The sequence below is a fragment of the Paenibacillus sp. GbtcB18 genome (assembly GCF_019091125.1).
In the GTDB taxonomy this organism is placed as follows: Bacteria; Bacillota; Bacilli; order Paenibacillales; family NBRC-103111; genus Paenibacillus_F; species Paenibacillus_F chitinolyticus.
The window spans coordinates 1572-2687 of the sequence record NZ_JAGXJX010000041.1; the positions used below are offsets into that span (position 1 = coordinate 1572).

At 53.4% G+C, this 1116-nt stretch carries 1 rRNA gene (cut by a window edge); it reads right to left on the reverse strand.

Annotated elements, in window-relative coordinates:
* Window positions 1–1116, reverse strand: a 23S ribosomal RNA gene (locus KVT34_RS29300) (its annotated part extends 1562 nt beyond the left edge of the window); the annotation flags it as partial.

A 1116-nucleotide genomic window follows, 5' to 3' on the forward strand; every position in this document is an offset into this window, starting at 1 on the left:
TAACGGCTTACGGTGGTACAGGAATTTCAACCTGTTGTCCTTCGACTACGCCTTTCGGCCTCGCCTTAGGTCCCGACTTACCCTGAGCGGACGAACCTTCCTCAGGAACCCTTAGGCTTTCGGCGGATCAGATTCTCACTGATCTTTTCGTTACTCATACCGGCATTCTCACTTCTGTACAGTCCAGCAGTCCTCACGATCTACCTTCACTCCGTACAGAACGCTCCCCTACCCATGCACACAAGGTGCAAGTCATAGCTTCGGTGGTGTGTTTAGCCCCGTTACATTTTCGGCGCAGAGTCACTCGACCAGTGAGCTATTACGCACTCTTTAAATGGTGGCTGCTTCTAAGCCAACATCCTGGTTGTCTGTGCAACTCCACATCCTTTCCCACTTAACACACACTTGGGGACCTTAGCTGATGATCTGGGCTGTTTCCCTCTTGACAATGGATCTTAGCACTCACTGTCTGACTCCCGGGGTAATGTCTGTGGCATTCAGAGTTTGACTGGACTTGGTAACCCTTGGCGGGCCCCGCACCCAATCAGTGCTTTACCTCCACGACACATCCCCCGAGGCTAGCCCTAAAGCTATTTCGGGGAGAACCAGCTATCTCCGAGTTCGATTGGAATTTCTCCGCTACCCCCACCTCATCCCCGAATTTTTCAACATTCGTGGGTTCGGGCCTCCAGTGCGTGTTACCGCACCTTCACCCTGGACAGGGGTAGATCACACGGTTTCGGGTCTACGCCTGCATACTGAGTCGCCCTATTCAGACTCGCTTTCGCTGCGGCTCCGCCTTTTCAGCTTAACCTCGCATGCAAACGTAACTCGCCGGTTCATTCTACAAAAGGCACGCCATCACCCATTAACGGGCTCTGACTTCTTGTAGGCACACGGTTTCAGGTTCTTTTTCACTCCCCTCCCGGGGTGCTTTTCACCTTTCCCTCACGGTACTGCTTCACTATCGGTCGCTAGGGAGTATTTAGCCTTGGCAGATGGTCCTGCCGGATTCCGACGGGGTTTCACGTGTCCCGCCGTACTCAGGATCCGTCTAGGCATACGTTCACTTTCGGCTACAGGGCTGTTACCTTTTGCAGCGGACCTTTCCAGATC